Origin of the sequence: Microcoleus sp. FACHB-831, assembly GCF_014695585.1 — a bacterium.
In the GTDB taxonomy this organism is placed as follows: domain Bacteria; phylum Cyanobacteriota; class Cyanobacteriia; order Cyanobacteriales; family FACHB-T130; genus FACHB-831.
On sequence record NZ_JACJON010000053.1, the window covers coordinates 13,183 to 39,508 of the forward strand.

The following is a 26,326-nucleotide window of genomic DNA, read 5'->3' on the forward strand; positions in this document are numbered from 1 at the left end:
CAGTCAGAGACGTAACGAGCTGTTGACCAGTTAACAATTATAGGTACGCAGACTAGGTAGACTTAAAAAAAGTATAAAATTAGTCACCAATATACCAGAAACCGGGTTCCTTGAAGAAACCCGGTTTAGCAGCGCCTAAAAAGTGGGGGGTATTCTTAGACAAGCCTTTAGCTAGGCTGTCCAGTTTCAATGGCGTTGATGAAATACTCCAAAACCTCAAGCTTACCTTCATCCACATAAGACTGGGGTGTGCGCCCCCCAAGCACTGGATGAGGCGACTTCAGCCAAATTTCAACGTTGTCAGAGCCGCCGAGCAAATCACCCAAACACTCAATCAGTTGCTCGCGTCTGGTTATCTCGCCGTGGATTGGCTGGCAGTCTGACTTATTGAGAAGGCTTGTGGGTTTGGTTTTGCTCATGGTAAACCTTTCCTTGATCGTAATTGCCAAGGATTTAAAACCGTAAACTTGGCCTTGCTTATATATATTGCATCAGCTTGCCAGACAAAAGCGACCACATTTGTGGCCTATTTGTGATAATAGTGTTGTCTTTATACACATATGTGTATAAAAAAGCTAATAACCATGAACCAAGAGGAATTTGATAGATATTTCAGCGAGCTAAAACCTACCGAGCAGCGAGTGTTGGAAATGGTTGCGTCTGGTAAGACAGATTTAGAGATCTCTGCGTACTTAAAAAATAAAGAAACAACAGTCAGAAAACATATTGAGAATATCTGCAAGACGCTTGGTATCGAACAACAGAAGCAAGGTAAACGCCGCTCAAAACGCCCTGAATTAATTGCCCTGGTTGCTAAGTACAAGCCTGAGTTGTTAGGGAATAGCGCACCCGCGATCGCAACATCAGCTGACACTCTTGAGGCAGAGCCTCAGCTGGATACGGGTGCCAAGTGTGAATCAGATCCTAATTTTGTGGGCAGGAAAGAGGCGATCGCTCACCTCAACAACCTTGTCAGTCAAGGGGCGAAAGTCATCTTTATCCAAGCACCAGGCGGCGTAGGTAAGACAACTTTGGCGCAGCAATATCTCAAAACTCAAGGGTTCGACTTGGTGCTGGATCTCCCGATGGCAAAGGAAAAGGAGAACATCACCGCCGTCGAAAGTGTGATTGGAGAATGGCTCAAACAGGATTTTCAGGAAGAACCAGGGCGCGAGTTTGGGGTAATGCTTGGGCGGCTAAAACGGCAACTTCAGACGCGCAAAGTTGGGGTATTGATTGATAACTTGGAACCTGCACTGGATAGACAAGGCAAGTTTATTGAACCCCATCGCCGCTATGTAGAACTGTTGCGAGTTTTGGCTGATCCAACAGTGCAGTCGGTGACGCTAATTACCAGCCGTGAGCGTGTGAATGAAAACGTAGATATTGAAAATTATTCACTGCCTAGTTTGAATCAGCAAGCATGGCAAGATTTTTTTAGCACTCGCAAGATTAATGTAGATGCTCAGGCTTTGGAGGAAATGCACAAAGCTTATGGAGGTAATGCCCTAGCTATGAAAGTCCTCTGCGCTTCAATTCAGAGAGATGGAGATATGGCAGCTTATTGGCGAGAACATAAAGTCGAAGCTGATTTATTGGTGGAATTAGCTGTAGAAAACCTAATTAAAGATCAGTTCAACCGCCTAGAAGAAATTTACCCCGAAGCCTATCGACTCCTCTGCCGTTTGGGATGCTATCGCTATCAGGATGTGCCGACTGTCCCCACTGAGGGACTGTTATGTTTACTGTGGGATGTGCCAGAAGCACAGTGTAGACGAATTATTGAATCGTTGCGAAATCGGTGTTTAGTGGAATGCCAAAAGGAAGAATATTTGCTGCATCCAGTAATTCGGGCAGAGGCGATAAGTAGGCTAAGGGCAAGTAAAGATTGGGAAGAAGTAAACCGTAAAGTAGCAGATTTTTGGACGGAGAGTGTTAAGACAGTTGAAACGATAGAAGATGCCATCAGAGCTTTTGAAGCTTACTATCAATATGTGGAAATTGAGGATTTTAATTTGGCTGGTAACGTCATTACTAATGAGAGAAGTAATAAATGGGACAATGCTGAAGAATTGGGGGTGTCATTCTACAGGTTGGGTCTATTACAACAAATGAGGGCTGCAATAAATCAAATAATAAATAATATTACTGATAGTTATACCCAAAGTAGACTTTATAATATTTTAGGCGCTCTTTATTGGTTAACAGGAGATATTCTATCTAGCATTGATTCTCATATAAAATCAGAAGAAATTGCAATTATTATTCACAATAAAGCTATTGAAGTAATTGCTTACTTAAATAGAGGTCTTTGCTACATAGATTTATTAGAAACTCAACAAGCATCACAATGTTTTGAAAAAGTTATATTACTTGCAGAAAACACAGAATGCCATAGATACGCAGTACAGTCCTGGTATTGCCTAGCGTTTTTAAAATCATTTTTGGGTCTTCGGCAAGAAGCATTTTACTTAGCAGAAAGGAGTCTACATGAAATTTTGCCTGAGAAGTTGACTGCATGGGGTGTAGGATATAGATTATTGTTTTTAGGTCAAACATACAACAATTTAGAAGAGCTTGAAAAGTCTTTTGAGATGTACCGCAGAGCGATCGCGTTTGCTGAAGAAAGTCATTACACCCAAGTTAAGGCTAAAGCTCTAACTGGTCTAGCAGAACTTTATCGAAAACAGACAGATTTTGTTACAGCACTTTCCAATCATTCAGAATCAATAGAACTACTGGATAAAATAGGCGCTAAATGCGATCTAGCTGAAGCTTACTATCAACTTGGTTTAACTTATCAAAAAATGGGTGATGTTGAGAAGAGTCAGACCAACTTTGATAAGGCGATTCGACTCTTTAACGAAATGGAAGCACCGAAGCAAGTTGAGAAAGTGCGACAGGCGATGGAAAATAGGCGATGAGTCGGCGCGATACATAGTGAAGCGCGATCGCACATCTATTCTCCGAGGTTAAAAAGAGCGATCGCGCTTTTGAGTAGTAAAGGAAAGGGTGCGATCGCTACCCCTTATTAACATAAAATTGATTATTTATTAATAATAATTAGTTTAAATAAGCGTTAAAATAATTGTAAGTGTTCTTGCAGGTTTGCGGTTTGAAAACGATGCGATCGGCCAACTATTCAGAGAGGAAATTATGCAGCAATCTGTTTTCTATCAAAGGATCATCGAAAAGAGAGAGCAACGAGGACGCAAACAAGGAGAGGTGGCGATGCTTCTGCGGTTACTTACGCGGCGAGTGGGCGCGATCGCTCCCGATATAGAAAATCAAATTCAGCAGTTATCCATACCTCAACTGGAAGATTTAGGAGAAGCACTTTTAGACTTCTCTTCTGTAAATGATTTAACTAGCTGGTTGGAGAATCACCAGTCATAGATAAACTTCCCTAAGTCCGCACTAGCGGACTTTATAACTCCAGCAAAAAGGAGAAAAGCAACGTGGATTTAAAAGAGCAACTACACGAACACCTAACTCATATAGTGCGCGATCGCGACCCCTATCTCTCCACAAGCGGGCATTTCTACGTTAAGCAATACATCCGCGAACAATTTCAACAATGGGGAACTGTAGAAACCCATGAATTCATAATTCGCGGTCAAACTCATCAGAATCTCATCCTAAATTTACCCCCTATAAACTCCCCCCTTGCTAAGGGGGGACAGGGGGGATCTCCACCTATTTTAATAGGCGCACATTATGACGGTGTACCTGGAACGCCTGGTGCTGATGATAATGGCACTGGCGTCGCTGCGCTATTAGAATTGGCGAGAATATTTGCAGCAGAACCTATAAAATACCCAGTTCGATTAGTTGCTTTTGATATGGAAGAATATGGGTTATTGGGTAGCGAAGCATATGCAAATGAATTGCACCAAAAACAGCAACAATTACGTTTAATGATATCTTTAGAAATGCTGGGATATTGCGATCGCACCCCTAATTCCCAGCGCTACCCAGCTAAGTTAGAATACTTTTACCCAAATCGCGGCGATTTTATTGCTCTCATCGGCAATTTAACTACAATTCCCGACCTAATTAACCTCAGTCGTAATATTCGCAAAGATGGAACCCCCTGTGAGTGGTTGCCCGTGCCCAATAGAGGTTTAATTGTTCGCCAAACTAGACTTAGCGACCACGCGCCATTTTGGGATAAAGGTTATAAAGCGATGATGGTAACGGATACCGCTTTTATGCGGAATCCGCACTATCATAAGGCCAGCGATCGCATCGAAACTCTCGATTTAGACTTTCTTACTGGTGTCTGTCGCGGTTTGGCTGCTGGTATCCGCCGTCTTTAAATCCAGGGATATTTGATGGTTGCCTTGTGGTTTTTTGTTTTAAGAGAAATGAACCGCAAAGACGCACCAGCGTGGCGTCAGCGGAGCGAAGGCGTTAGCCGTTAGAGCGCTAAGGAAAGAGAAAATAGAGAGTCTTGCTGGGGGCAGTGCCCCCGTGCTTGCCTCTAAACTAGGGCGTAAACTTTAGCTTCCCAAGGAAAGATTGCCTCTCTGCCAACCCATTCTTGGGCAACAGTTCGGTCTTGGGTTACTTCGTACCATTGTTTATCTTTTGGGGTTGCGGGCCAATTTGGGACAACATATTCAGCGCCTGGATTAGGTGCGCCGGGAGTGCCGTAGTCGGAAAAATTAGCAACTACAACTACTAACTGTTCCCCGGTACCCCGCTGCCAAACTAGGACTCGCTTGCCTTCATTGAAATCAACATGAATAAATTTGGTATCATTCATGGCGAGAGCCGCTGACTCCTTCCGCCAGCGAATTAGCCGCGCTACATAGTTAAATATGCGTTGTCGCCAATCATCATTCATGCGGCTGTAGTTAACTGGATCGACCTGTTTATTACTACTATGTTCGTCGCTGATATCTAAATCTTGCTGGTCGGCAAATTCATCTCCGGCTAATATCATGGGAATCCCGACAGCCGTGAGCAGACAGACAAATGCTAGCTTAATGCGCGGTTCGGTGCGATCGATTCCATTGTTAACAAGCCAGTTGAAGAAACGTTCGTTGCCAATGCCGCCAATATCGTGGCTTGTTAAGTAGTTTACAGCTTGGGAACCGTCGCTAAAACCTAAGTTGCGGCAGTCAATAAGTTTGCGGACGCTCCATTCAAAACTAGGTTCGTCAGAGGAATTACGTCCTAGAATTACTTGGCGGACAATTTGCTTGAATTTTTCGTTCCAAAGTCCATCCAAACGATTTTGAGAGACTAATGCTAGAGGTACGCTTAATTCTTCGCCAACAACTAAGAATTTATCTCCCTTTCCTTGGCGTTTTTCCCACAGCGATCGCGCAAAATCTTTAAACTCCTGCAAGAAGTCGTAGTTACCAACGTTGTTGACACTATCTAGCCGCAAACCATCGACGCGATAATATTCTATCCAGTGGGCAATGTAGGCTTTCATGTATTCCCGTGCTGGAACTAACCATGCCTTTTGTCCGGTAATTGGGTGATAGCCTTCAACCCAAAAATTGTACTTAAATAAATCTCCCCCAAAACCATCTCTCGGCCCTTGTTCTGGATCGCCGCTACCAAATTTGACGTAAAAATCCAGAAAATTGATGTTGTGGTAAGAATTGTCGCGAGAAAAAGCCATCACAACATCTACAAAAAAGCGCAAGCCATTCTGGTGACAGACTTTAATTAAATTGGCTAGATCTGTCGAAGCCGTCGAAGCCGTCGTTGCATTTTCGCCATCTCTGCGACCCAGCTCGAAATCTGCGGCAAAATAATTAGACGTACCATAGCCCCAGTTGAGATTGTCAACGCTGTCTGCTAAGGGCAAAAGTTCTAGGGCGGTGACTCCTAATTCTATAAGATGAGAGCGGTTATTGAGGGCAGCGACTGTGGGGAAATTAGGGGCAATTTTGTCTGGAACAATCAGCGATAATACATCGCGAAACGTGCCGTTTCCTTGCGCGATCGCTCCAGTTGAGCGAATCCTTGTCCAGCGCGTTGGTAACTCATAGATTACCAGCTTATTATTCGGCGGCAGCTTTTCTAGGGAACTATCTCCTTGCGAATCTACAGTTTGTCCATCCGCATCGCAGGGAATTAGCTGTCCATTCTGATAAAGTACAACACTTGCCGGATCGAAGCTGGCAATTCCACCCGGTTCTGATGGCACTGGCGCAGGGAAACGCCGATCGATTGTCCACGCTATTGGATCGGTGCAGTAGAGGACTTGTTTAGCACTTGCACTGTCGTAGGGTTCGGTGTTGCCAACCTTAAACCAGTAGAAGTAAACCTGCTTTTCTCTGAGATCGCATTCCCCGGCTGATATCTCCCACAGATCGGGAAACTGGGGCGATCGCTTAAGAGGAATTTCCCGAAAGTTTGTAAATGATGGCGACTCAGGGCTTTGGAAGTAGCCAATGTAGAGGGCGGGATTGATGTCAGTGCGCCCAGGACGCCACAAAACAAAGTGAGTTTTTTTCCGGTTCAATAAATCGGCAGGCATAGCAGTAACCTCCTGGCGTTGGTTAATATCAAACCCGGTTAATTACCCCTAATTAGGTAGGCTTCAAAACCCTCGATAAGAAATTTGTCCTGAAGCTTCCCGTTATTAATTAGGGTTAATTAGCCGTAGTTGATATTAGTTATACCTGTTTTTATTTAAATACCGCCTAGAGGTTTAAACCTCCAGGCAACGTGTGGGGCGATATGCTACAATCCATCAAATATTTATCATCGCTTAACTTATTTGTTCGTTTGCCCGCTATATAACAATCCCTATAAGCGAGTTCGGGAGCATCCCAAATTTGCAAATTACCCACAGACTTCCAGTCTGTGGCTACACAAACAAAGCTTGCCAAAGCCAGGCTGGTATTGAGTCCGCGCAGGCGGACTTAGTTTGTCTAGCCGCGATTTCTAATCGCCAGGTATTCTTGCAAAAATCGGATGCATCCGCGATTTTAATCGCTAAGGATTGTTGTTGGCTTAACGCTTTGGCTCTGGACTACTCGACACTATTGGCAGAGTAAAGTGAAACTGGCTGCCCCGATCTTTGCCACCAGATTCAGCCCAAATCGCGCCACCCCAACCAGCGACAATCTGGCGGCAAATAGCCAGCCCTAAACCAGTACCGCCGACTGTACGCCGCAGGGATCCTTCTTCCTGATAGAAACGGTCAAACACAGCCTCAAGGCGGTTGGATTCAATGCCACGACCAGTATCGGCTACAGTCACTTCTAACATCTTGCCGCCGTTGCTTTTAGCCTCAACAGTTATGGTTCCGCCAGAGTTGGTAAATTTGCAAGCGTTGTCTAGCAATTTGGCAAGAACTTCTACCAGCCACTCGCCATCTGCCTTTACCAAAGGCAATTCATTTGGCACTTGGGTAGTAATTTGGGGCAGTGGAATCTCGGACTGGCGGGCGCGGATGCTGCTGAGGGCTAGGTCTACGCACTCTTGCAGGGCGAGGGCTTCTGGATGCCATTCCACGCGACCGCTTTCCAGGCGGGAAAGGGTGAGGAAGTCTTGCACGAGTTTACGCATGCGTTCGGCATCTGTAAGCGCAGAGTTTAGCATTACCTGCCGCAACTCTTGGGGCATATCTGGTTCGCTAGCGAGGCTTTCCAGGCAGACTTGGATGGTGGATAGGGGCGTGCGTAGTTCGTGACCCGTGATGGCGACTAAGTTGCTACGGGTGCGGTCGAGGGCTTCTAGTTGCTGATTTAGGTCTTGCAGGTTGGCGTAGGCTTCGGCTTGAATTAGGGCTGCACCTAGTTGGGTTGCGATCGCTTCGACTAATTCCAGTTGGTCTTCTTCCCAATCGTTTTGGGTTGGGCTACAGTGGTGCAACTCCACCATCCCCAGCAGTCGATCTTGATAGAGTACGGGAACCAGCACCCAAGTGGCAATAGAAAATTTTTGTACTAGCGCTTGTACGGAGGAATTAGGCGCCCGTAAGGATTCTTTGCGTGCTTCTTCACTTTTGCCTTTTGCTCTCGTTCCCTGTCTGGCAAGGGGAATTTTTTTAACTTCGCGGCTCAGGCGCTCGTCTGTATGAGTGTCGGGAACATAGACTCGCTCGTGCTTTTGCACGACTTCCTGAAATAAGATATTGTCCTTTAACGGCCAGGTTTGTCCTTCTACTGAGGTGACTGGCGCTCCCAAGTATTCATGGTTTATTGTAGCTGCGCCATCAGTTGCTTTACAGCAATATATTAGGCAGCGACAAGCTTGGAGTGCTTGCCCCAATTCTTCGACAGCGACTTGCAGAATTTCATCTGTATTGAGGCTACGCCTGATAGCTGTGCTAATTGAGTTTACCAGACGTTCTTTTTGTTCTTGGGCGGCGATCGCTCGATAAGCTTTGAGCAATTTGTACTGATTGGCTTGGATGTATGTCACCAACCGCTGTACGAACGGGTCTGGGTCAACATCGTGGAACCCTGACGGCAGTTCTACTAAAAACTGGGTTTTCGCTTCCTGGATTTTAGCTGCTAACTCAGGACGGTATTCCGAAATTCGATCCAGTAACAATTGGGCGGCTTTGCAAGTAACTTCCCGCTCAAAAGTCCAGATTCCCTCAAATCGCCGCACCGAGTCCATCTCAGAGTCGGTGCTGCTGGGTGCTGGTCGTTCCCGGCAAATCAGACAACTGGCATAACTAGGGCCTATGACCACTAAATGCCACTCTTGACTCAAGCCGTCTGCTGGCTCAAAAGCCACAGTCTCATAGCCCTCCCACCCGTTGGCGAAGTTTGTTTCCGGAGCCGCCAGCACGTATACCTGGGACGTGCGTTCGGCAATCCGATGGTAGCGGTGAGCTTCCTGTCGGTAGAAGCGCTCTCGCTGAAAGCTAGCAATGACCAGGGGCTGGTCTAACCCAGCCAAAACCTGGTCTTCCATCGCGTGTGAGAGTGCGGTCAAGGAAGACTTGAAATATATCTGTGGCCGTAGTTGTGGCAGGACTTGCAGCAAGTCAGCCAGCACAGAAGTAGGGTTGATCATCGAGAATGCGTTCGCGTCGCTTGCCGTAGGCATTCGCCTTAATTTGAGGATTCTGATAGGAGTCCTATGCTTATCCTACAGAACTGCGATCGCTGTTTGATTTGTCATTTATGTTTCGTCATCTGTCAATAACCACAAATAAATGACGGCTAACTCTGTTCTCTCAACCTAAAACACCCCACGTTAGCCACTTTTACTCAAGAAATCATCACTTTGGCTGCAACTGACGCAGCTTGTTCTGTGCAAATTGCGCTAGCTGTTGGGCTTCTCTATACGCGGTTGTCCCCGATTTCACAGTTTGTAGCTTGTCGATAATTCCCTGTAGCTGGCTAGCTGTTTGATTGCGATCTACCGAAGCCGCCTTAGTCGGAGTTGAACCAATTAAGTATTGTATTTGCTGTTTACCCTGCTTGAGCGCTTCCAAGGACTCGTTTTCTGCTTTCAGTCGAGTTTGTACAACGCCTACATTAGTCTGGTACGTTGCCAATAACTTTTGCGCTTCCACATAACCAGCGTCTTCCACTCCAATGGTTTCCAGTTGGTCAATTGCCTTTGACCACAAATTTTGGACTTGCTCCCACTCTGAAGCTGTATGGGGTGGATTTTGCCCAGCTTTAGCAGCGGCGAAGGCAAATTGCTTCGCACCCTCGATTAATGTGCCAGTGCGCTGAGTGCTGACGATGAAACCGACAACCTGCTCAAAGTCAGGCTTGTAGGCTTCCAGTTTTGTTTGTGCTGTTTTTCCTGCTAGTGTCTGTGTGGAAATGTCATCAAGCTGGTTGAGGGAAAGTTTCCAAGAGGCGATCGCTTTCTCTTTATCTATCGATGTCTGTGCTTGTTTATATTGCTGTTTTGCAGTAATCAGCGCCTGTTCCCTTTGATTCAGAAGCCCTTGAGCCTTTTTTTCTTGGTCAAGCTGCGTGTTTATTTGTTCAAATTTAGAGCGAACCGAGGTGTATCGATCGTCATATATTGTCTGCGTATCGTAGCCGCTAACACGCCTCCGACCCTTTTTCGTGTAATAGTATCGCTTAGAACTGACTGTATGCGAAACGGGCAGGGAATCAATATGTTTTTTCGCTTCATTTAATTTTTCTTCGCCCAATGCCAAATCTGCTGGTGTCCCCGCGCGGTTTACCAATTGGTCGGCTTGATCGACCAAGGCTTGAGCCTGCTGATAATGATCCTCTACACTCATTGCCTGGGAACCCGAGACGGAAGCAGTTTCCCCTACTGGCTTTTGACTTCCCAAATACACCGCTATAGCCAAGACAAGTGCCCCAATTCCCCCAACTACTGCTAAAGCAGCTAAAACAGCTAATTTGAGACAGCCCCCAATACTCGCCGAAAGGTTGGATGAAGTTGCTGCTCCTACTATCTTCTCGCCCTCTTTAGTACTGTTGGCTTTTGTAGCTTCTAAAAGTACCTTTTCGCTAAAGTTCGCATAAGTACCGATTACTGCCTTTCGCATTTCTTGTAAGGAGACAGGTGAGCCTTCTTGCGATCGCAGTAGTTGTAACTCTTGGAGTACAAGGTTTTGCTCCAATTGGCTCAACGGATCGTCTCCAGCACATTTCTGAACTTCAGCACGCAGAATTTCAAAAGCGCGAGTGTTAAGACGGGACATGGTAGGTATTACACGCAGCAACTTCTTCCAGTATTCCCAAAGATAGATGCTGGATTGACACGCGGGATACTTAAAACTTGAGGATTATTTAAGTTAAGCTCTGTAAAGGTAACAACAAATTCTCGTTCTAAGTAGTGATATGTCAACGGCTTTAATTACTGGTGCTTCGGGTGGAATTGGTGCTGAATTTGCTAGACAACTAGCAGCCCGCAAGACAAATCTCGTGTTAGTGGCGCGTTCCGAAGATAAACTGCAACAACTGGCGAAGGAACTGCAAGAATTACACAAAATTAACGTAGATATTTTAGTCCAAGACTTGACGCAACCCACAGCTACAGAAGCTGTATTTGATGCAGTTAACCAAAAGGGATTAACTATTGATTTGTTAATTAATAATGCTGGTTTTGGAGATTATGGCGATTTTGCTTTAACAGAGCGATCGCGCCAACTTCAAATGATTCAGTTAAATATTTTAGCTTTAGTAGATTTGACGCATTTATTTTTGCAAGGAATGCGATCGCGGCGCTCTGGAAGTATCATAAATTTAGCTTCAATTGCCGCATTTCAGCCTCTACCTTACTTATCTGTCTATGCCGCAACTAAAGCTTTTGTACTCAGTTTTAGCGAAGCGTTGTGGGCGGAAAATAAAAGCTATGGTGTTAAAATTTTAGCCGTTTGTCCCGGTCCAACGGAGACCAACTTTTTCACAGAAGCTAAGTTTCCCTCAGCCTTGGGAGGCGCAAATAAGGCAAATTACACTGCTGTAGATGTAGTTGTTAAACAATCTCTGAAAGCTTTAGAAAAAAATCAGGCGAATGTTGTTACAGGTGGTTTAGGTAATCAATTAGTAGTGAATGCGTCCCGCTTTTTGCCGCGAGAAACTTTGGTTACTGCGGTGGAAAAACAGTTTAAGGGTAATGAGTAATAGGTAATGGGGAATGGGTTTTGAGTTTTATCTCCCACTTTCCCACTGGGGAGACGCGATAAATCGGCGTCTCTACAAAATTCCCCATCTCCCACTCTTCCCCGACTCCGGACTCCGGACTCCGGACTTGCATTACATATAGCGAGTTAACTGGATGCGGTAGCGGTCTTTTTTAGTAACAGCAACTTCGCCAATTTCTAGGCGTCCTTTACCGCGAATAGCGATTAAGTCGCCTTGTTTGAGAATATGACTGCTAGAGGTGGTGTCTTTCCAATTGACGCGCACATCACCACCGTCAATAAACTCCACCATTTTGCTGCGAGACATACCGAAACCAGCAGAAGCGATCGCATCCAGCCGCATCGACGCCTCAACTGTCGTCATCTCTTTTTTCTTGGGTTCTCTAATCTTCAGTTCTGCTAGTTCAATTCGCCTAGTTTTCACCGGAACTGAACGCACCTGAGTTAGATGCATTTCCAGATATTCAACCATTTCTGGAATAACAATTGCTTGCGCTCCTTGATCTCCCAGTACAAGGAGATCGCCTGTCTTTTCTCGCACAATACCCGACCCTAACATTGCACCTAAAAAATCGCGGTGACTTGCAGGATCGAAGAGAAAATTACCAGCAATTTCCAAAGCAGCAACAGCGACTTGCGATTGATCCAGAGTCAGTTCCGAACGAGCGATCGCCATCCTTTGTCGTTCAGCTTGGGGATAACCCCCAAACGGTAGCAGTTGCACTTCTGTCAGACGACCAAACATATGCTGAATCTCAGCTATTTCTGGGGGAGAAAGAAAGTCGGTACAGACAACTTCCCAAGTTTTAATAGCTTGTTCGGCTTGGTCGATTACACGCACCGCAGTGTCGCGATTTTCTACTCCTTTTAAGAGTTCTTCCCTCGGTAGCATTCTTGAGGCACTTATTTAGAGAACTTCTTTGATTGTATCTAGCGATCGCTCCCCAATGTCGTTGGCGGATAGCCGTCACTATTCTTGGCGAGGACTCTAATCAAACGGATATACAATTTCTTTCCAAGACCAACCATCGCTTCGCACTAAGGCGAGGAACAAGCGTCTGCGTCTATTCAGGTTGCTTATCGACTCCTCGAAGTCTTCATCGCTGAAGGTGGGAATACCGCTAGCGCGTAACTCATCCAGTCTTGGCAGAGGCGGCACGTCTTTGGATGGTTTAATTTAAGCAGCGTTCAGCGTCTCCAGGAATTTCTCGATTGATTGACGCACGGTGTAGAGAGCAACCGCATCCGGTCGATGTTCTGGCTTGACTGCATATTCTAGAAGCGTCAGCGCCTCATCAAGGACAACCAGGCTGACTTCTGCTGGGTTCTGGCGCTGAAAGTTGTGAAAATAATCAATTAGAGGGTAGGTTAGGTGGTTTTGCCGGATGTAGGCTAATAGGATTTTTTATTGGGAATTGATTAGACGGCGATCGCACCTTTCAAAACCTTGTAGGGGTGGTAGGTGTCGGCGTGGGAACTGCGTCAGTTGGAGCTTCATCTATTGCTAACTTCGTCAAAGAAATCAGACAGGCGCCATTAGCTGAAAAGCCATCAAGTCAAAAAATAACCGCCGATGCTTGGTCAAGTTTTTGGTTTGCCTTTCTGTTCAGCATTGGGATAGGAGTTGGAGCTAGTTTAGTTACTTGGGTGGTTTTACGGTTGCGATCGCTCTATCGTAATAAGCCTTGATTATCATCTAAAATTAACAATAACCTCAGTTGATTTGGAACTACAAACATGGCTCTGCAACTGCAAACTTCCGCTCAACAAGACATCATCTACCCCGACAGCGACGGACAGCCAATGGCAGACAATACAAAGCAATTTCGCGTTATCGTAACCACGCAGGGTGGTTTAGATGCTTTGTTCCAAAACGATCCAAATGTGTTCGTTGCTGGCGATTTACTTTGGTATCCAGTTGAAGGCGACAACAAAACCAGAGTGGCTCCTGATGTTATGGTAGCCTTCGGCAGACCAAAGGGCGATCGCGGTTCTTATCAACAATGGCGAGAAGATAATATTCCCCCGCAAGTTGTATTTGAAATACTCTCTCCCGGTAACACTCTCAAGGAGATGTCTAAGAAATACAAGTTTTATGAGCGCTACGGTGTAGAAGAATACTACCTTTATAACCCCGACAGAGTTGATTTAGCGGGCTGGCTGCGCTCTGGAGAGCAATTAGAAATAATTGAAGAAATGGCGGGTTGGGTAAGTCCGCGATTAGGAGTGCGGTTTGAATTAGAAGCAGGAGAACTTGTCATTTATCGCCCAGATGGACAGCGATTTGCTACTTATTTAGAATTGGCTCAACAAAAGGAACAAGCCCAACAGCTTGCGCTTGAACAGCAGCAACGTGCAGAGTCAGCAGAAACTCTTCTGGAGCAAGAACGACAGCGATCGCAAGCCCTATTAGCTCGATTGCAAGAATTAGGAATTAATCCAGATCTGTTGGAGCAATAGGCTAAATTTTATCTGCGATCGCCCGCCACAAAAATACCCGCGTTAGTACACCTGAGATTTTGTGTCAGCGTATCCCTGGAGATTTTCCGGATTAAACGGACGTAATATCTTAGTTGCAGACAGCGTTAAAGTCTCAGCACCGTTAACCACAACGAGATATTTACCAGCATTCAGCCGATTGCGGTAGGGCAAAGCATCACCACCCCCGACAATCAACCCAACGCCACCGCCAGCGAGAACACTGCCCATACCCCCGGCGATCGCGCCTAGCAAACCACCAATCAGGTGATTGCCAAGTGCGCCCGCCCAGGGAAAGGTATCCAACCCGCTGATGACGTTAAAAATAAACCCGCCAAAAAATCCAAAGGGCACAAGCCAATAAGACATGAACTTTGCTTGCTTTCTAGCTTCTTCGTTGGGGTCTATCAATCCATATTCATCAGCACTTTTGTACCCCCTGCCAAGAATGGCGACTTGATTCATGGGTAAGCCTTCTTTTTCCAAGGCTGAGTAGGCGGCTTCTGCCTGGATGCGGTCTGGCAGTACAGCAACAAGATAATACATAGCAAATCACGATCGTGGTCTAACTTAAACAGGGTAACAATACTGAGATAGCAAATCTTCTATCTTGTTTAGGATAAGCCGCGATCGCGCTTAATTCCCTCTCGGACAAAGCTAAAAACTTTCGAGTAACCAGCAGTGGCCGTATACCTTTGCGGTTAAAATTACCTTCTGCGGTGATTCCTCAAGGGCGACTTATAGCTCCAATCAAGCACGTCTGCCCTCCAGCTTCTACCCGCACGCAAGATCGGTCTTGACGTTTCGAGAGTTGTTTTCCCGGCGCGATCGCGTGAGCCTACCGCTTCCCTACCGCAACCCCACTTAAACCTACCTGTCCATCATGTCAAAAGTTCTTGTTTCCGATCCCATTGACCAAGTAGGGATAGATATCCTCTCCCAAGTTGCTACTGTTGACGTTAAAATCGGTCTGCCTCCAGAAGAACTGGTGCGGATTATGCCAGAGTACGACGCCCTCATGATTCGCTCTGGCACGCAGGTTACTAAAGAAATGATTGAAGCTGGCACGCAGTTAAAAATTATCGGTCGTGCTGGCGTTGGTGTAGATAATGTCGATGTCACGGCTGCTACACGAGCAGGTATTGTAGTCGTCAATTCCCCAGAAGGCAATACCATTGCCGCCGCCGAACACGCTTTGGCAATGATGCTTTCCCTCTCTCGCTACATCCCCGATGCTAACCAATCAGTAAAAAACGGCCAGTGGGATCGCAAGAGTTTCACTGGTGTCGAAGTATACAAGAAAACCCTTGGCGTTGTCGGTTTGGGCAAAATCGGCTCCCATGTCGCAACTGTTGCTAAAGCGATGGGCATGAAATTGCTAGCCTACGATCCCTTCATATCCATAGAACGGGCAGATGAGCTGGGCTGTCGTCTGGTGGATCTAGATTTGCTGTTTAGGGAAGCTGACTACATCACCCTGCACATCCCCAAAACGCCGGAAACTACTCACCTAATTAACGCCGAAGCTCTGGCGACGATGAAACCCACCACCCGGATTATCAACTGTGCGCGTGGCGGCATTATTGACGAGGCGGCTTTGGCAGAAGCCTTGACAAATGGCACAATTGCTGGGGCTGCGTTGGATGTCTTCGAGACGGAACCACTCAAGGAATCGCCGCTGAAACAGTTGGCAAAACAGCTTATTCTCACCCCTCACTTGGGTGCGTCCACAGCCGAAGCTCAGGTGAATGTAGCTATTGACGTAGCAGAGCAAATTCGCGATGTTTTACTAGGACTGCCAGCGCGTTCGGCAGTAAACATCCCTGGTTTGCGTCCCGATGTCTTAGAAAAACTCAGACCTTATATGCAGCTGGCGGAAACGCTAGGCAAGCTAGTAGGTCAACTGGCGGGTAAACGAGTAGAGTCGCTAAATATCCACTTGCAGGGAGAATTGGCAAGCAATGCCAGCCAGCCCTTAATCGTGGCCACCCTCAAAGGGCTACTTTCGCAAGCGCTGCGAGAGCGCGTAAACTACGTTAATGCCAGCATTGAGGCGAAAGAGCGGGGGATTCGCGTGGTGGAGACGCGGGATGCTTCGATTCGAGACTATACTGGTTCGCTACACTTAGAGGCGAAGGGTTCTCTGGGGGATCACTCTGTTACGGGTGTGTTGTTGGGCGATGGTGAAATACGCATCACTGACATCGATAATTTCCCCATCAACGTTCCCCCCAGCCCCAATATGCTGTTTACCCTCCACCGAGATATGCCAGGAATTATTGGCAGAATCGGTTCCCTGCTGGGCGATTTTAATGTCAATATTGCCAGTATGCAGGTGGGTCGCAAAATCGTGCGCGGTGACGCTGTGATGGTGTTAAGTGTAGATGACCCCCTACCGGAGGGAATTGTAACGGAGATTACGAAGGTTCCTGGAATTCGTGATGCCTATACGGTAACTTTATAAAGGTAAAAGTAAAAAGGCAAAAGGAAAAATTACAAGCCCTTTCTTTTGCCTTTTGCCCTCGTTCCCAGCCTTTGCGTGGGAATGCTTTTTACTTATTTTATGGCAAACACTTGGTGGGAAATTGAAATTTTGTGCGATCCAGCGTTGGAGGATTTAATCTTCTGGCGGCTGGATAAGTTTGGCTCTCGCGGGACATCTAGCGCGATCAAAGGACATTCCTGCCTGGTGAGTGCTTATCTGCCTAGCATACAGGCTCAGTTGTTGGATTTGGCGGCGCTTTCGCTTTTGCTACGCGGGGATGCGCTAGTAGCGGGGTTGCCTTCCCCTCTAGTGCAATGGCAGCTGATTGATGAGGAGGATTGGGCGAGTAGCTGGAAGCAATACTGGCAGCCGCAAGAAATTGGCGATCGCATTTTAGTTTATCCCGCCTGGTTGCCGATTCCAGAGCAGTCGGAACGCCTTCTCCTGCGTCTCGACCCCGGTGCGGCGTTCGGAACTGGCACTCATCAAACAACTCAGTTGTGCTTGGAAGCGTTAGAAATGCGATTAGAACCCGATACCAGCGGTCTGGTTGTGGCTGATATTGGCTGTGGTTCTGGCATTCTCTCAATCGGCGCTTTGCTGTTGGGCGCTGAAAAGGCATATGCCGTAGATACTGACCCTGTAGCCGTGCGTTGCACTCGCAGCAATCAAGAACTTAATAAAATTAGTAGCGATCGCCTTATAGCCGCGCAAGGAAGTGTGGAGCAATTAATAAAAACAATAGATACCCCGGTCGATGGCATTGTTTGCAATATTTTAGCAGAGGTAATTATAGACTTAATTCCCCAAATGGAGGAGATTTCTAAACCCAAAACTTGGGGCATTCTTAGCGGTATTTTACTCGAACAAGTCAAACCAATTGCTGACACTTTAGAGCAGCATGGTTGGATGGTTGCGGCTCTCTGGCGTCGCGGGGATTGGTGTTGCTTTAATATCCGACGCTCATAATAGAGATTTGGGATAGTCTAAACACAGTCAGCAACCATTTTAAGTAGAAGTAAGTGTGCTTTCTTGGCCTATGACTCATGCCCAAAAAGGGGACTTTCCACCACAAGTACGGGAGAGCCTTTGTATGAGTCTTAACCCAAATTCAAAGACGTTTGCACAGTATCCATCGCAATTCCATCGGGGATTTTTCCTGCGCTAGGGGAAATACACTTTTGCCAGTTGCCCAGGCAAGAAACCATCCTGTAGGCGGCCATGCTTCGGCTGGGAGATTGGCTTGCTCGTAGGCGATCGCGGACTCATCGGATATTACTTCTAATGGTAATCCAGCGATTGCATCAGCCAACTCTGTTCGCGTAAACAGCGATGACCAAGCTACTTCCGCCATTTGCCGTGCTAGTGCGTCGGGTTCATACCCATCGACGGCTAAGAAGATATTGAATAAAAATAAACCATCCTTGCTCAGGGCGTCGCACATTTTGACAAGTAGTGTTCTTATTTGATCGCCAGATCTAAAATGCGAAACTACTTCAGATGCGATCGCCAGTTTATAATAACCGCTCCGCATCTGAATTAGAGGATTAAGAATATCTGCAACAGCAACAGTTACAGGTAATTTCTCCACAGACGCCGCTGTTTGCAGTTGCGAGGCAAACTCTGGGGTTAGTTCTATTGCGTCTACTGGGTATCCCAGCCTTGCCAAAGGTAACGTATTCCTACCCGTTCCAGCTCCGATATCCAAAATTGGCGCAGTCGCAGCAGGATTAGGGATGGATTTAACAACCGCCATCAACTTCGCATCAGGTTGAGAGCCAAACAAAGGAGGTTGCTTTGTTTCAACCCATCCCTTGTACTGTTCTGCAAGCGATGGCGTAGTAAGTGCCACATTGCAAGCTAAATTTTTTTGCAGGCTAGCAGACATAGATATCTCGTACCGCAGCACTACCTTGGCACTAGCACTAGACTCAAATCCTTGTTGCATCGTCTGTGCTACTAACTCTTGCAACTGCGCGAGTTCTTTTTCAGATAGCTGCTTGCCAAGGGTTTTAAACAACTCGTCTAGCTGCTGCATATAAAAGTCTATGGATGCTGGCGTGCAATGCATTGTCACGTCGCCTCGGTGCGTAGTGCGAGCCTTAAGGTTGCTCTCGACAGCCTGTTTTAGTAATGCTGGGGTAGCGATCGCATCCCCTACCTGATGCTGTGTCAATTGATCTTCCGAAGCCATATTAATACTCACAAGTTTACTGGCTATAAATTAAGCAATTAAACAAACTTACATATAAAAATTTGCTGGGTCTAATTATCACCGATACGAGCAACAGCAAACGCCAACAACGTTAGCTAATGTCTTCTCAATGACAACCAGACCCAGCAGGTGTTGGATCTAAATCAGAGTTTTAGCGTCTGCCGCGATTGGGCACTTTGTTCAAATAGTCAATATCAAACGCCGATACATTTTGAGCGTAGTTGCGCTTGGTACTAACAGATGCGGCCATATCGCGATACTTGCGGGGGTCGCCTTCGGCCAATTGCCGTTCTTGGTATTTGCGGCTGTAGGCTTTTTCTAGCGCAAAACGCCAGTCGGTTGTCACCGTACCAGCTGTTTCGCGGAAATCTTCGCCGTAGCGTGGTGTCACCAAGTTAAACGGACGAGCCTCCATCCGCTTGCGCTGGTAGGGAACGGTATAATCGCCAAACGCGCCTGTATACTCTTCGCTGTCAATCAAAGCATCGACAAAGCCAGAGAAACCCAACGTAGCGATTTTAATTGACCAGGCAATTTCTTCATCCTTGTTATAAGAATCCCGACCTAAGAAGCGTCTTAGGCAGATTTGTACAAGGCGATAGTTATTATTGACCGATACAACCAACCGGTAAAATGCCTCAGACTTTGCTAGACCCCGGATGAAGTCGCGCACGTTAACATCACCATTTCTCAGCTGAGATTCTAGAGTAATCTGACGGTTGAATTTAAGAATCTCATGTTCGCTGAAAACTTGGCGATAGGCCGCCCAAATCAGATCCTTGAATTCACCTGGAGATTGTGCATCTTCAAGGCGATAGATGTAAGGTGTATCTTCATTGAGGTCAGCTATGCCAAAGCTCTTGACCCGCTGATTTTGACTGCTTGGTTTGTATTGAAGTAATGGCAGTGCCATTGATTATCTCCCTATCTTTAGTGTTGAAAACGTGCTTTTTAGACGCAGCTAACGGAATGGGAAACTCGCAGATGAATCAATCGAAGCTCGTGTCCCTTGTGGCTTATTATCCCGTGTCATGTCCGGAATTTTGATGTTAGCCGTATTGACAGTAACATTCTGGGTAACTGCTTTTGGCTTGATGGATCGGGCCATCTCTAAGAAGTTATTAACAGCGCCCCACTTGTAGCGCTCGTCTTCTAGCTTATCGCGCCAGTAGTCTGCGTAACGAGGTGTTACGAGGTTAAAGGGGCGATCTTTGAAGCGACGGCGCTGATAAGGTACGGTATTGTCGCCAAAGTTCGTTTGATACTCTTCACTATCAACAAGTGCATCTATGAAGCCGCCTAAGCCTTTGGTTGCAATTTTAATTGACCAGGCTATTTCTTCATCTTTGTTGTAAGGGGCGCGGCCCAAGATGCGTTTGAGGCAAAGTTCTACAACTCGATAGTTCGAGTTTGTCTCTACAACTAGAGTATAAAAACCCTCGGTTTTTGCCAAACCCCGGATGAAGTCACGCACTGTAATAGCGCGATTCTTCAGCTGAGATTCTAGGTTTACCTGACGAAACGATTTCAGGATTTCGTGTTCGCTGAAAACTTGCCGATACGCTGCCCAAATTAGTTGTTGGACATCAGTATCGTCGATGCAGTCTTCAGCGCGGTAAATCCTGGGCGTGTCTTCGTTAGGCACTTCATAACCCGATACTCGCTGGTTCTGCGAGGAGGGTTTGTATGCAAGTAAAGGAATGGACATATTAGTTTTGAGTGTTGAGTTTTGAATTAGGGATTGGGAATTGGAAAAAAACCATTGCCCATTACCCATTACCCATTAGCCCCTAAACTTTTGGTGTTGGGGAAATGTACCGATAGGGTAGTGCTACATCCGTGCGACCAATAGCTGGTTTTGGCGTGGTAGCTTTGCGGGTCATGTCGGGAATCTCCATATTTTTGACTTGAGAGAGTACCCGATCTCTTGACCGTTGGTAGTTTACCTCGCTAGGAGCAATACTTTTAGCCATTTCTAAAAATGTATTAGGAATGGCGCTGCGAACTCCTCGTTGCACTCCTTGGCCCCCAATTTGTACTTTATAGTATGAACCACCTTCTATCTCGATTTGGCGAGTGCGCCAGTAATCGTTGTAGCGGGGGTTGACGAGATTGAAGGGACGTTCGTTGAAGCGGCGGCGTTGATAAGGGATGATATCATCACCGAAGTTTTGGCGGTATTCTTCGCCATCAATAATGGCGTCAATAAAGCCATGCAATCCCTTTGTGGCAATGACTATTGACCAGGCAATCTGTTCGTCTTTGTTGTAGGTAGCGCGTCCCAGAAATCGCTTGAAGGAGATATCTACGAGACGGTAATTGGAGTTTGTTTCTCCAACTAAGTTACGATAAACTTCAGATTTGCCCAAGCCGCGAATAAACTCTGCAACAGATATTGCTCGATTACGCAGCTGAGATTCTAGGAAGGATTGGCGGTAGCTTTCTAGAATTAGGTGTTCGCTGAATATTTGGCGGTAGCCTGCCCAGATTATTTCATCAATATCTGTGTCTGATATTGCATCGGTTAACCGATAAATTTGAGGATCGTCTTCATCAGGAACTTCGTAGCCTTCAACACGCTGATTTTGTGTTTTGGGCGTGATTGCAAGGAGTGGTATGGACATTTTTTTAAGTATGAAGGATTAACGAAATGCTGAAAAAAGTATTAAGTATGAATTATAAATTATGATTAATGAATTATGAATGTGTATAGTTGGAGTCGCCGAACTTTAGCATTGATAATTCACGCTTCATAATCCATAATTCATACTTCGCACTTTAGTTGCTGTTGAGCCAGCTGAACTCTGGCACGAACCGCAATTTCAGCTTCTGTTTGGAGCATTTGCTCAAAAGCCGCCAAAATGGGCTGTTGGTTACCTGACTTAGCAAGTGCTTGCAAGCCTGCAACGGCTGCATAGCGAATTGACCAGTCTGGATCGTGACAAACTTGCTTAAGCGTATGTACGGCTTTGGCTTGTTTATCAGCAATTTGCTCGGCTGGCAATTGGTTCCAGCGCAGGCTTCCCAGCCCTTTGGCAGCAGAACGACGCACGCTGGGGGCGAAGTCATTTGCTGCTGCTTGTATTAAGCACTCTAGTGCGCGTGGATCGCCGATTGCGGATAATGCCCGAATGGCATAAGCCCTCGCGCCGTAGTTGTACCCATCTAGCAGTTCAAGTATGGGCTGTACAGACATTTCGCCCATCTGAATTAGCCCTTGAACAGCGGCGGTAGCTGCACCTGGGTTGTTGTAACCCAGAACTGCAATGAGGGTGGGAATCCCGGCTTCTATCTCGGCGGCTGCTAGGGCGCGTACAGCGGCTATGAGGTTTCCGGGAGAATCGGCTTGTTCAACAGCCTGAATTAGTTCCTGCATGACGTTACAAGAGTGCGTCCATCAGGTTCATGACCCGGATGGCGTCATCAGAGAGGGACTGGGAAGTTTGGTTATATTGATGTTCGAGCAAGCCTTTGAGGGCGATGAGCTTGAAGCTATTTTCGGCGGCAGCCGATGCGATCGCGTCTGCTGCTTCTAAATAACCAATGGCACCGAGGTCGTTCAGTGCCATGCGACGCAGTTGAATATCTGCGCCGTTTAGAGCTTGCACCAGACGATCTCCATAAGCATTATCCCCTGTCAGCTGGTACATTGCTCGAGCGGCTGCATATTGCACCCGCTCGACTGGATGTTCTAGAAAGGGCTGAATCAGGGGGATGGCTTCGGTAGCTCTAAGAGATCCTAGTGCTTCGATCGCTGCCTCGCAAGGCTGGGCTAGGTGGGGGCGTTCTGGTACTCGCACAGCAGCTTCTACACCACCAGCAAGCAACTGCATCAGGTAGGGGATGCAGGAGCGATCGCCTAGCATTCCCAACGACTGAGTAGCTGCTTCGCGCACGTAGAAGTCGGAGCAGTCTAAACAAGCGATTAGCGGTGGCACAGCTTTTAGGTTTTCCAGTTTACCCAGCGCCCGTGCAGCATTGCGGCGGAGGGGGTACCCGCCTAATTCTGTACGATCTGCTTCGTCTGCTAATGCCTCAATTAAGGCGTCAACAGCTGGTGCTTCTTTAACCTGGAACCTACCTAACCACCATGCAGCGTAGTAGCGGAGACTCAAGTCTTCATGGCGGAGATTAGCGATCGCTTGCTCGACCGTCAGCTGTGCAGCTTCGGGAGACTGTTCCGGACTAGACTCTTGCATGGCAAGTAATAATTAAACGCTAAAAAGTCAAAAGCTCTTTTTCCCTCGTTCCCCGGCTCCGCCTGGGAAGGCTTTTTACTTTTTAGCCTTTTTAGCTTCTTGGGTCTCTGTGTTGCTTGAAGCATCAGCCGTCACTGGCTGAATGCTGACAATTGTGCCACCCATCCGCAAAATCCGCTGCATTTCTTCGTTCATGCGGTTGTAGGGGACTGTGAGAAATACGCTACCGCTGCGGCGAATGTCGTAGTTATTTTTGTCGTTTTGTTCGTTTTGGCGTAAACCTACGACTTCATAACGAAAAACGCGGCTACCTGATGATGTATTGGCAGCACTACCGTTTGCAGTTTGTCCAAACATTTTCTACCTCCTGTAGTCAATAAAACGGGGTCAAAATTCAAAATTAAAAAGAATCAGGCAAAAGTGAATTTTTTTCTTTTGCCTTTTGATCTCGTTCCCAGGCTCGGCCTGGGAATGCTTTTTTGTTTTAAGCTGGCGTCACGCTAACAACTTTGCCGCCTTGCTTGACAATTTGTTGCAACTTGCTCGATAGCCGCTCGTAAGGCACTAAGAAGGCTGTGCTGCTGCGACGGACTCTGGGATAACCAGGATTTAGCAGTCCGGTTACTTCGATGCGGTAGACGCGATCGCCTTCCCCAACTGCATTACCCAAAGCCTTCTGGGGAACGGCATCGTTAGAAGCGCGGAATGCCCAGTTTTCGTTACTACCAGATGGGCCTACGATGCTGGATGCCCCGTTCCGAGCCAATTCGCGAGCTAGACGAGGGTTGTTGCCTTCTACTTGGGCGCGATCGCTGTTGGCATAGCCGCGATACAACCGGAACATCCGGTTAAAGCCCACAGTTTTTTGCCCTGTTTGGGTTGCAAAACCGCGATAATATGGCACAACATTGTCGCCAAAGCTGGCTTGATACTCAACTGAATCGATGTAAGAATCAATCTCAGCGTCATACCCTTGGCTGTGGTACAAATCCAAGTGATAAATCACCTCTGATTCGTCGTATGGCGCACGACCCAAGAGGTGTTTGTAATTCAGTTCGATAAACCGAGTTTGAAAATTGTTGTAGAAAAACTTGGATTTGTACAGCTCAGATTTAGCAATTGACCGCACAAATTCCCGCACTGTCAGGTTGCCATCACGCAAAAGTGATTCTGCACTGGTCAATCGTTCTGAAGCCATGATATAGTCATTGCCCAGAAGTTGCCGATATACGGCACGAATCACGTTTTCGATGTCTGCTCTGGTGTAGTTCGGGCGTAGTTCTACCCTTGATGCATCACTAAAAGCTGATGTTCCCAACCGCGAAGCGGCTGCTGTAATAGCCATGTGAAATTCTCCCAATTAACAGCAAGACTTTTAAATTGTTCATTGTTGATTGTTCTTTGCTATGAATCAGCAGCTTTGAACAATAAACTATGAGCTTTTTTAACTGATTTAGTCGGATTTGATTGCTTGCAATACTCGTTAGTTTGCCGTTTATCCGATTAATTTGCTACAACTTCTGAGTTTTCCGATTGTAGGGCGCGAAAAACTTTCTGTTCCTTTGTCGCAGCTAGGGAATCTTTTATCGGCTACAGATACAACAAGGCCCGGAGCGGTAAACACCTGCTAGCATCTGCGCCAGCAACTGCATACCCCTCCGGGCCATACGTTCAATTAGCTCAGAGCGTTGATCGCGTAGTCGAGGTAGGTGTTAGCTTCGTTTGCAGCTTGACCGCTCAGACCATGGCTGGACTTGATGTTCTTCAGAGCTTCAACGTACCAGCTGTTAGATAGGTTGAAGGTGCGGTTGATTTCATCCAAACCAGCAATCAGGTACTCATCCATTGGGCCGGTGCCACCAGCAACACAGCAGTATGTAACCATACGCAGGTAGTAGCCGATGTCACGAGCGCACTTAGCTTTGCCTTCGGGAGTTGATGAGTACTCGGGGCCTTGCATTTGGGTGGTGTACGGGAACTTCTGATACACCGCTTGTGCAGCACCGTCGATCAGACGCTGTGCGTTGTTGGTCAGGGCGCGAGCAGCTTCCATGCTGGCAACAGCACGCTCAAAGCGACCGTTGACTGCTTGCAATTCGGTGTTGCCCAAAAAACGGCCTTGGGTATCTGCTGCTGCGATCGCTTCGGTAATTGGGGTCTTCATTGTTGCGTTATCTCCCTATGTTCTAAAGGTTTTCCGTGAAAACTGATTTCGTTAAGCTTGCACACTAGCCGGCGATGGCTTTGTGACTATGCAACAGCAGCTGCGGCGCGGTCGAAATAGCTAGCAACTTCAGAGATCAGCTGGCTGCAATCGCCTTGGGTAATTCCGGTAGGATCGTTGGCGAGTTTAATTGCGGCATCTTTCATCTTTTGCACGCCAACAGCTACGGAAGAGCCGGGGGTGCCCAGTGCTTGGTATGTTTCGCGCAGACCGTTCAAGCAGCGGTCATCCAGCACGCTGGAGTCACCTGCTAGTACAGCGTAGGTGACATAGCGCAGGATGATTTCCATGTCGCGCAGGCAAGCGGCCATCCGGCGGTTGGTGTAAGCATTTCCGCCTGGAGCAATTAGCTGGGGTTGCTCTGCAAACAGGGCACGAGCTGCGTCGGCAACGATCGAAGAAGCGTTGCTGGTGATGCGGTTTACTGTATCTAAACGCTTGTTGCCGTCGCGAACCAATGCTGTCAGAGCGTCCAACTGGCCGCTGCTGAGGAATTCACCTTTAGCATCTGCTTGAGAAACAACCTTGGCGAATGCGTCTAACATGAACGAAATCTCCTACTTACTTGGTTGATCGTGATTTTTTAAAACGCTTTAAGTAGCTCGCTAGCTCTTTAAAGCTATTGAATCAGCCCTTGGATAAGATCGATCGTCCGACTTCAGCACAAACACGCAACCAAGCTGCTCCCTCACCCCATTTATTCCCTCACGTCTGTTACTTCCATCCGGCCAGGTAACAAATAGGTTTTCAGAGAAATATGAGAAAAATTCTTCTTTTTATGAGAGATAGGCAAACTTGATAAATCCGTGTTTTCTTTAACTTCTGTCTGTTATTGATCCCTCCGGTTATTTTTATACAACGCCTTTGGGCTGTTTGTTTTTTAAGATTTGTTAACCTATCTCAAGAGAGATGAATAAACCATCAAAACTTTGTCCTATATAGGTTGTAGCTTCTAATTATCGTACAATACGCTCCAAAATCGACGTAGTATTTATACTTAATTCACCAAATTTAGGTTGCTTTATTATCTTTTAAGATTCGTGCAAAAGATAGGTGGGGTAAGGAGTTCTGAACCTGAATGTTATGAGGAATTTATTAAGCTTTGTGTAGTTATATAAAACATTACTTTTACTTATATGTGGATTAGACAAAC

Annotated in this window: 25 protein-coding genes; 8 read left to right on the forward strand and 17 right to left on the reverse strand. The window is 46.7% G+C overall.

Features of this window, described 5'->3' with window-relative positions:
- Nucleotides 1-167 precede the first annotated feature (167 nt).
- Nucleotides 168-419, reverse strand: coding sequence for an MbcA/ParS/Xre antitoxin family protein (locus H6F77_RS13515; RefSeq protein ID WP_190489246.1), 252 nt, complete (start codon nucleotides 417-419; stop codon nucleotides 168-170).
- A 165-nt stretch (nucleotides 420-584) separates the two neighbouring features.
- Between H6F77_RS13515 and H6F77_RS13520 the strand changes: the two genes are divergently transcribed.
- The 3 genes from H6F77_RS13520 (at nucleotide 585) to H6F77_RS13530 (ending at nucleotide 4,319) form a co-directional block, all read left to right on the forward strand.
- Nucleotides 585-2,924 carry a tetratricopeptide repeat protein gene (locus H6F77_RS13520; RefSeq protein ID WP_242022140.1) on the forward strand — a complete coding sequence of 780 codons (2,340 nt, stop codon included), beginning with the start codon at nucleotides 585-587 and terminating at the stop codon, nucleotides 2,922-2,924.
- 232 nt (nucleotides 2,925-3,156) lie between these two features.
- Nucleotides 3,157-3,396, forward strand: a complete 240-nt coding sequence (locus tag H6F77_RS13525; protein ID WP_190489247.1) for a DUF4351 domain-containing protein — start codon at nucleotides 3,157-3,159, stop codon at nucleotides 3,394-3,396.
- Between the two features lie 62 nt (nucleotides 3,397-3,458).
- Entirely contained in the window at nucleotides 3,459-4,319 is an 861-nt protein-coding gene (locus tag H6F77_RS13530; protein WP_190489248.1) for a M28 family peptidase, read from the forward strand.
- Nucleotides 4,320-4,483: 164 nt separating this feature from the next.
- On the opposite strand, the gene H6F77_RS13535 is transcribed toward H6F77_RS13530, so the two are convergent.
- The 3 genes from H6F77_RS13535 to H6F77_RS13545 form a co-directional block, all read right to left on the reverse strand.
- Nucleotides 4,484-6,502: an alpha-amylase family glycosyl hydrolase gene (locus H6F77_RS13535; RefSeq protein WP_190489249.1), complete on the reverse strand. Its 2,019-nt coding sequence runs from the start codon at nucleotides 6,500-6,502 to the stop codon at nucleotides 4,484-4,486.
- A 479-nt stretch (nucleotides 6,503-6,981) separates the two neighbouring features.
- Complete coding sequence (locus tag H6F77_RS13540) at nucleotides 6,982-9,000, reverse strand: DICT sensory domain-containing protein (RefSeq protein ID WP_190489293.1); 2,019 nt, start codon at nucleotides 8,998-9,000, stop codon at nucleotides 6,982-6,984.
- Between the two features lie 208 nt (nucleotides 9,001-9,208).
- The gene (locus H6F77_RS13545; protein ID WP_190489250.1) at nucleotides 9,209-10,627 is read right to left on the reverse strand and encodes a hypothetical protein; all 1,419 of its coding nucleotides are present in this window, start codon (nucleotides 10,625-10,627) and stop codon (nucleotides 9,209-9,211) included.
- Between the two features lie 139 nt (nucleotides 10,628-10,766).
- Between H6F77_RS13545 and H6F77_RS13550 the strand changes: the two genes are divergently transcribed.
- Complete coding sequence (locus tag H6F77_RS13550) at nucleotides 10,767-11,552, forward strand: SDR family NAD(P)-dependent oxidoreductase (RefSeq protein ID WP_190489251.1); 786 nt, start codon at nucleotides 10,767-10,769, stop codon at nucleotides 11,550-11,552.
- Nucleotides 11,553-11,684: 132 nt separating this feature from the next.
- Here H6F77_RS13550 and H6F77_RS13555 read toward each other — a convergent pair whose 3' ends face one another.
- Together H6F77_RS13555 and H6F77_RS13560 are read right to left on the reverse strand one after the other, a co-directional pair.
- Complete coding sequence (locus H6F77_RS13555; RefSeq protein ID WP_190489252.1) at nucleotides 11,685-12,464, reverse strand: photosystem II electron transport protein, Sll1252 family; 780 nt, start codon at nucleotides 12,462-12,464, stop codon at nucleotides 11,685-11,687.
- Between the two features lie 96 nt (nucleotides 12,465-12,560).
- Nucleotides 12,561-12,731 carry a hypothetical protein gene (locus tag H6F77_RS13560; protein ID WP_190489253.1) on the reverse strand — a complete coding sequence of 57 codons (171 nt, stop codon included), beginning with the start codon at nucleotides 12,729-12,731 and terminating at the stop codon, nucleotides 12,561-12,563.
- Nucleotides 12,732-13,042: 311 nt separating this feature from the next.
- Between H6F77_RS13560 and H6F77_RS13565 the strand changes: the two genes are divergently transcribed.
- Nucleotides 13,043-13,261 (forward strand): hypothetical protein, encoded by a 219-nt coding sequence (locus H6F77_RS13565; RefSeq protein ID WP_190489254.1) that lies wholly within the window; start codon nucleotides 13,043-13,045, stop codon nucleotides 13,259-13,261.
- Nucleotides 13,262-13,309: 48 nt separating this feature from the next.
- Entirely contained in the window at nucleotides 13,310-14,032 is a 723-nt protein-coding gene (locus tag H6F77_RS13570) for a Uma2 family endonuclease (protein ID WP_190489255.1), read from the forward strand.
- Between the two features lie 42 nt (nucleotides 14,033-14,074).
- Here H6F77_RS13570 and H6F77_RS13575 read toward each other — a convergent pair whose 3' ends face one another.
- Nucleotides 14,075-14,596, reverse strand: a complete 522-nt coding sequence (locus H6F77_RS13575; RefSeq protein WP_190489256.1) for a hypothetical protein — start codon at nucleotides 14,594-14,596, stop codon at nucleotides 14,075-14,077.
- Nucleotides 14,597-14,933: 337 nt separating this feature from the next.
- Here H6F77_RS13575 and serA point away from each other — a divergent pair, with 337 nt between their 5' ends.
- Both serA and prmA read left to right on the forward strand, forming a co-directional pair.
- Complete coding sequence (gene serA, locus H6F77_RS13580; RefSeq protein ID WP_190489257.1) at nucleotides 14,934-16,514, forward strand: phosphoglycerate dehydrogenase; 1,581 nt, start codon at nucleotides 14,934-14,936, stop codon at nucleotides 16,512-16,514.
- A 99-nt stretch (nucleotides 16,515-16,613) separates the two neighbouring features.
- A complete protein-coding gene (gene prmA, locus H6F77_RS13585; protein WP_190489294.1) occupies nucleotides 16,614-17,504 on the forward strand; it encodes a 50S ribosomal protein L11 methyltransferase in 891 nt (296 codons plus the stop codon).
- 142 nt (nucleotides 17,505-17,646) lie between these two features.
- Here the strand turns inward: prmA and H6F77_RS13590 are convergent, their stop codons facing one another.
- From H6F77_RS13590 to cpcB, 10 genes are all read right to left on the reverse strand, one after another.
- A complete protein-coding gene (locus tag H6F77_RS13590; RefSeq protein ID WP_190489258.1) occupies nucleotides 17,647-18,729 on the reverse strand; it encodes a class I SAM-dependent methyltransferase in 1,083 nt (360 codons plus the stop codon).
- A 172-nt stretch (nucleotides 18,730-18,901) separates the two neighbouring features.
- Nucleotides 18,902-19,663, reverse strand: a complete 762-nt coding sequence (gene cpcG4 / locus H6F77_RS13595; RefSeq protein WP_190489259.1) for a phycobilisome rod-core linker protein CpcG4 — start codon at nucleotides 19,661-19,663, stop codon at nucleotides 18,902-18,904.
- Nucleotides 19,664-19,711: 48 nt separating this feature from the next.
- Complete coding sequence (cpcG2, locus tag H6F77_RS13600) at nucleotides 19,712-20,458, reverse strand: phycobilisome rod-core linker protein CpcG2 (protein ID WP_190489260.1); 747 nt, start codon at nucleotides 20,456-20,458, stop codon at nucleotides 19,712-19,714.
- 82 nt (nucleotides 20,459-20,540) lie between these two features.
- Nucleotides 20,541-21,374, reverse strand: a complete 834-nt coding sequence (cpcG1, locus tag H6F77_RS13605) for a phycobilisome rod-core linker protein CpcG1 (protein WP_190489261.1) — start codon at nucleotides 21,372-21,374, stop codon at nucleotides 20,541-20,543.
- A gap of 140 nt (nucleotides 21,375-21,514) precedes the next feature.
- Nucleotides 21,515-22,126, reverse strand: coding sequence for a C-phycocyanin alpha-cysteine-84 phycocyanobilin lyase subunit CpcF (cpcF, locus tag H6F77_RS13610; RefSeq protein ID WP_190489262.1), 612 nt, complete (start codon nucleotides 22,124-22,126; stop codon nucleotides 21,515-21,517).
- Nucleotides 22,127-22,130: 4 nt separating this feature from the next.
- The gene (cpcE, locus tag H6F77_RS13615) at nucleotides 22,131-22,949 is read right to left on the reverse strand and encodes a C-phycocyanin alpha-cysteine-84 phycocyanobilin lyase subunit CpcE (RefSeq protein WP_190489263.1); all 819 of its coding nucleotides are present in this window, start codon (nucleotides 22,947-22,949) and stop codon (nucleotides 22,131-22,133) included.
- A 75-nt stretch (nucleotides 22,950-23,024) separates the two neighbouring features.
- Complete coding sequence (gene cpcD / locus H6F77_RS13620; protein WP_190489264.1) at nucleotides 23,025-23,306, reverse strand: rod-capping linker protein CpcD; 282 nt, start codon at nucleotides 23,304-23,306, stop codon at nucleotides 23,025-23,027.
- Nucleotides 23,307-23,433: 127 nt separating this feature from the next.
- On the reverse strand, nucleotides 23,434-24,294 hold the full coding sequence (locus H6F77_RS13625; RefSeq protein ID WP_190489265.1) for a phycobilisome linker polypeptide: 861 nt from the start codon (nucleotides 24,292-24,294) through the stop codon (nucleotides 23,434-23,436).
- Nucleotides 24,295-24,624: 330 nt separating this feature from the next.
- The gene (gene cpcA, locus H6F77_RS13630) at nucleotides 24,625-25,113 is read right to left on the reverse strand and encodes a C-phycocyanin subunit alpha (protein ID WP_190489266.1); all 489 of its coding nucleotides are present in this window, start codon (nucleotides 25,111-25,113) and stop codon (nucleotides 24,625-24,627) included.
- Between the two features lie 86 nt (nucleotides 25,114-25,199).
- Nucleotides 25,200-25,718 (reverse strand): C-phycocyanin subunit beta, encoded by a 519-nt coding sequence (cpcB, locus tag H6F77_RS13635; protein WP_190489267.1) that lies wholly within the window; start codon nucleotides 25,716-25,718, stop codon nucleotides 25,200-25,202.
- Nucleotides 25,719-26,326: the final 608 nt, after the last annotated feature.